At 41.8% G+C, this 5,153-nt stretch carries 5 protein-coding genes; all 5 read left to right on the forward strand.

Annotation, left to right across the window (positions count from 1 at the left end; all coding sequences use genetic code 11):
- A partial coding sequence (gene msrP, locus H6S82_RS17495; protein ID WP_191056482.1) for a protein-methionine-sulfoxide reductase catalytic subunit MsrP occupies positions 1-955 on the forward strand: 955 nt, incomplete at its 5' end.
- Between the two features lie 103 nt (positions 956-1,058).
- Positions 1,059-1,538 (forward strand): hypothetical protein, encoded by a 480-nt coding sequence (locus tag H6S82_RS17500; protein WP_190469724.1) that lies wholly within the window; start codon positions 1,059-1,061, stop codon positions 1,536-1,538.
- Positions 1,531-3,849 carry a Z1 domain-containing protein gene (locus tag H6S82_RS33610; RefSeq protein ID WP_190469726.1) on the forward strand — a complete coding sequence of 773 codons (2,319 nt, stop codon included), beginning with the start codon at positions 1,531-1,533 and terminating at the stop codon, positions 3,847-3,849. The genes H6S82_RS17500 and H6S82_RS33610 overlap by 8 nt, the downstream gene beginning before the upstream one ends.
- The gene (locus H6S82_RS17510; protein ID WP_190469727.1) at positions 3,842-4,183 is read left to right on the forward strand and encodes a type II toxin-antitoxin system PemK/MazF family toxin; all 342 of its coding nucleotides are present in this window, start codon (positions 3,842-3,844) and stop codon (positions 4,181-4,183) included. The genes H6S82_RS33610 and H6S82_RS17510 overlap by 8 nt, the downstream gene beginning before the upstream one ends.
- Positions 4,184-4,723: 540 nt before the next feature.
- Positions 4,724-5,153: Uma2 family endonuclease (locus H6S82_RS17515; RefSeq protein ID WP_191056483.1), on the forward strand; the 430-nt coding region annotated here is incomplete at its 3' end.

A 5,153-nucleotide genomic window follows, 5' to 3' on the forward strand; every position in this document is an offset into this window, starting at 1 on the left:
TCCCGATCGCTCCGTCACGCCGGTAGATGTTTTTTTCAATCGGCGTCGCTTTCTGAAAACGCTCGTGGGAGCAAGCTTGGGCGCAAGTATTATGCCCATTTTAGGCTGCCAGCAGTCTGGAGAATCGGCGCTGACCCTGGAAAAAACATTGAATAAACCTAAGTTAAATTCAGTTAAACGCAATCCCGCTTTTGCCGAAGTCGATCGACCGATTACCGCCGAAACTTTGGCTGGCAGATATAACAATTTTTATGAATACGGTAGCGGTAAATCGATTTGGCAAGCAGCACAAGCTTTGCCTGCGGAAAACTGGAAAGTCGAAGTCACAGGGTTGGTGAAAAATCCCCGCACTTACGACTTAGATGATTTGCAGAAAAAGTTTCCCTTGTCAGAGCGCGTTTACCGCTTTCGCTGCGTTGAAGCATGGTCGATGGTGATTCCCTGGATTGGATTTCCTATGCGCGAATTAATTGCTGCGGTGGAACCAACTTCGCAAGCTAAATTTGTCCGCTTTACGTCTTATTACGATCCGAAAATTACGATCGGCCCAGCTTGGACATTGGGGAGAAAGTTACCTTGGCCTTATACAGAAGGTTTGCGCCTAGATGAAATGGCAAACGAGTTAGCATTTTTTGCTGTAGGAGTTTACGGTCATTTGTTACCCGATCAACACGGTGCGCCGTTGCGAGAAGTAATACCCTGGAAGTATGGTTTTAAGGGTGCAAAGTCGATCGTCAAAATTGAGTTTGTGGAAAATCAGCCAGCAACTTTTTGGAATACGCTTGTGCCTAACGAGTATGATTTTATAGCAAATGTAAATCCCACAAAACCTCATCCCCGATGGTCGCAGGCGACGGAAAAATTTGTGGGGAAGGGGCCGAATTTTGAGTGGGAGAAACGAGCCACGCTTCCTTACAATGGTTATGGGGAATACGTGGCGAGTTTGTATGTTTGAGAAAGGTCAAGCTGGTTGCGATCGCTCACCCAGCGTGAGATTGGCCGAGTGGGGTATAATTTAAACAAAAGTGCCGGGAGATCGACACCCGCACGATCAGTTAATGATTAACGATCGAGAATTTCTGCAAGGTGCTGCGTTTTTACGCCTGATTAATTATGGAGAGCAAATTGCGATCGCTCATCCATCTTGGATACATAGTTCTATTTACTTAATAGAAACTAATACCAGTAAGTCAGCCGTTCTTTTTAAGCTATCCACAAAACCAAAATCTGCTTGGTCTTTCACATTGAGTAGCCAAGAAGAGTCTGCATTGGATATCCTATATAAAAACTATCCTGACTTCACAGTGTTTATTGGACTAATCTGTCATAAAGACGGCATCTGCTGCATAGCCCAACAGCGCCTTTGGAGTATCTTAGATAAAGATGCTGGCATTAGCGGCCAGCATCTCTCGGTGTCAAGGCAGCCTCATGGCAGTTATCATGTAAGTGGCCCTGGCAGGCAGCAAATGGAGCAGACCGTACCCCAAAGTGACTGGCCTCGCGTAGTTTTTGCTAGTAGAGAAAATAGCTATGAGTGAAATTACTATTAAAACAGATGGATATTGCATCAACAAGCTTATGGCTCGTTTGAGAAGCAAAATAGGAGAGAAAGCAGCAGAGGAATTAAAGCAAACGGCTGTAGAGATTGTTAAGAACTGCGTTAAAGTCTACTCAGAAAAATTTGGCGTTGGTGATGTTGGCGCTACAGCTACGGGACTTGTTAGTAATCCTTACAAAGGTAAAATACCTGATGGTACTACTGGTTTAATCTACGGTAGAGTTCAGAGCGGTAAGACTAATACTACCATTGCTACGCTGGCAGTTGCTCAAGAAAATGGATTTCGTTGTTTCATTGTATTAACTTCGGACAATACTTGGCTTGGCAAACAAACTGCTGCTCGTTTCAATAATCAACTCAAAGGTGGGCCTGTTGTCTTCGATTGGGAACAATGGAAAAACGATCCACACGAATTTGCTAAAAGTAAATTGCTTCCATATATAAAAGATACTGGTGTTGTCCTAGTATCTACTAAAAATCAGCGTCACTTGGATAACTTGCTGAAAGTTCTTAAATATGCTAATGCCAGTAGTGTACCAACTCTGATATTTGATGATGAAGCTGATAATGCTAGCTTGAATACAAACGAACAAAAGCAAGCAAAGAAAGGTAAAGACATAGTTCCAGATAGTGCAATTTTTGATAAAATTGGCAAAATACGGAAAGAAGTAGCTAATCACATTTACTTACAGATTACAGCCACTCCGCAGAGTTTGCTGCTGCAAAATCTTGACCATCCATGTAAACCTGCTTTTTGTGCTGCCCTACCTAAACCAGGTGATAGTTACATGGGAGGAGATTTATTTTTTGACGAAAATAGCCCTTATTGTTTTATAGTTAAAGCTGAAGAGATAGAGCTATTAAAACAGCAGGAAGGAAAGATAAACCCTGGTAATAACTGGAATATTCCTGAAGGCTTGAGGATAGCTTTATGCTGCTTCTTCCTGGGGGCAATTTATAAAATGAGATCGACAACAGATGAAGATGCGAAATACTCTTTTTTAGCTCATATATGCTACAAAAAAGATAATCACGATAACTTGGAAAAAATAATTAGTGGATTTGTCGTAGAACTGGATAAGGCTCTGCGAGGTCAATCATCTACAAGCAAGAAAGAGCAGGCGTTGAAATGGCTAACTGAAGCTTATCAGGAGTTAAGTAAAACAGTACCTAATTTACCGCCTCTCGATTCTCTTATTGAAGACTTAAAGCATGAATTACGGAGCGCTATCCCAAAAGTTATCAATGCTAATAATCCAGATAAAGAACCAAACTATAACCCAGGAATGAATATTCTTATTGGTGGAAATAGGCTTGGCAGGTGTGTAACTATTGAAGGATTGATGGTAACTTATTACGGACGGGATGCCAAACAAAAAGTGATGGATACCGTGCATCAACACGCTCGAATGTATGGTTATCGCCAGGAACTAAAAGATGTTACTCGTCTGTTTTTACCCAAGCATATCTTAGAAGCTTTCCGCGCTATCCATGAATCTGATGAAGGTATGCGTCAGGCTATTGGCGACGATCCCAGCCAAATTAAGCTCAAGCCTGTCTGGGTTGGTGGAAGACTGCAAGCAACCCGTTCTAATGTCTTGAATTTAGCAGGAATAGATGCCTTTACACCTGGAACTGCGATTTTCCCTCGCGATCCGCTTTGGAAAAAGGCAGAGGTAAGCAAGCATACAGAAGCTCTCAATAATCTTCTGGCTGAATATCAAGGTGACGATAACTATTATGAAGTAGACATTGACTTTTTGATTGAAATTCTGGAAAATATGCCGAGTGCGCGTTGTCTGGGATATTCATGGGAAGATAAGCGAGTTAAAGAAGTACTCAGGGCGATGAAAGCTAAAGGTATCGAAAAGGGAATGCTGAATGTTCGTCGAGGGCAAAAATGTGAAGGACTTGACTTGTCAAACCAAACTACAAGACCTTGGCTAGGTGCGGGTTTTGCAAACAGTCAATGGATAAGTAAGCCCAGACAAAAATATCCACATATTCCGACGCTTGTTGTTATGTATGAAAAGGGCGAGAAGGAAAAGGGTTGGGACGATCAACCACTTTATCTTCCAACATTGATTCTACCTAAGAGTAAGTTTGTTTTCATGTTCAATTACTCAGATGAAGCGGAGGAATTGGAGTACGATCTGGATTGGCAGGATATAGAGGAAATAGACGAACAAGAATGGCTTTACGCCGCAGCCAATAACCCTGTTTTTGATTTCCTCAACGATCCAGAAGAAGATATTTATACATTAGCTGATGGGAAGGCATTCAATGACTAAAGGTAAAATTGTGCTGGTGCCTTTCCCATTTGATGATTTATCGGCTACCAAGGTGCGTCCTGCTGTCTGCTTAACTAACCCGATCGGGCCTTACAATCACATTATTCTGGCTTTTATCACCAGTAAGATTCCTAGTGATTTGCTGGAAACAGATATTGTTTTGGATACAACTCATCCCGACTTTGCTGCTAGTGGTTTACATACAGCCTCTACTATCAGATTAGATCGCCTGATGACAGTTCGTAAATCAGTAGTTCAGCGCGAATTGGGTCAATTATCATCAGACACACAAGTGCAGATAGCGGATAAATTGTGTAAATTACTAACTGAATAATAAAAATAATATCAGCATTTCGTAGTTTGATTAAAGGGCAAAACGCGACAGTTGAATAAATGATATTTAGGGGTGACATTAAGCTGAAGCATCGCTCGACCCGTATTTTATAGCATTTTTCAGTTGCATCAAGTCTACCCCGGAAACCGGGTTTCTTGAAGAAACTGGGTTTATCTGTACCTTAGTCACCTGAAAAGATCGGTATATATGTATAGTTCGTCTATAACTGTATATTTACTGTTTCACAAATAAACAAATATCAATTTTTGCTTTTCCTGGTTTTCCGGTTCGGCAAATTCCCCGAAAATTGTCCAAAATCTCCCGACAGACAGAATTTATTACCCGTAAACATTCGGCTTTTCGGTGAGACAATGTTTAATGTAAAAAAACTGAGAATTTATAGCAACCAATGAAAGTCGGTTAGGACAACTCAAACTCTTACCTCCGATCCTTCCATCCCTTACCCCGTAAGCCTTTTCTCTCTTCTGTCTTCCCTAGCCCCTAGCCCCTAGTCCCTAATCCCTAGCTATAGAATTTATAATGGCAATCGATCTAATTCAACCAAAGCAAAAGTTTATCCTGACAGACATCAGTTGGGATGCCTATGAAACAATAGTGAAAGTATTACAAAATCGCTCGGTTCGCCTGACATACGATCGCGGCACTTTAGAGATGATTGGCCCCCCCTACAGACACCAGCGCTACAAGACGCTCATGGGGAGCTTTATTAAAATTTTAGCCGAAGAACGAAGTATTCCCCTAATTAATCCAGGTTCTATGACGTTTAAGCGTCAGGACTTAGAACGAGGCTTAGAACCAGACGAATGCTTCTACATCCAAAATGCCTCAGCTGTAATGGGTAAAGCGGAAATTGACCTCACCCGCGACCCTCCTCCCGATTTGGCGATCGAAATTGAGATCGGTAACACTTCCCTAAATAGAATATCAATTTATGATGCTCTTGGTGTTC

This window comes from Planktothrix sp. FACHB-1355, assembly GCF_014748295.1.
Taxonomy (GTDB): domain Bacteria; phylum Cyanobacteriota; class Cyanobacteriia; order Cyanobacteriales; family Aerosakkonemataceae; genus Aerosakkonema; species Aerosakkonema funiforme_A.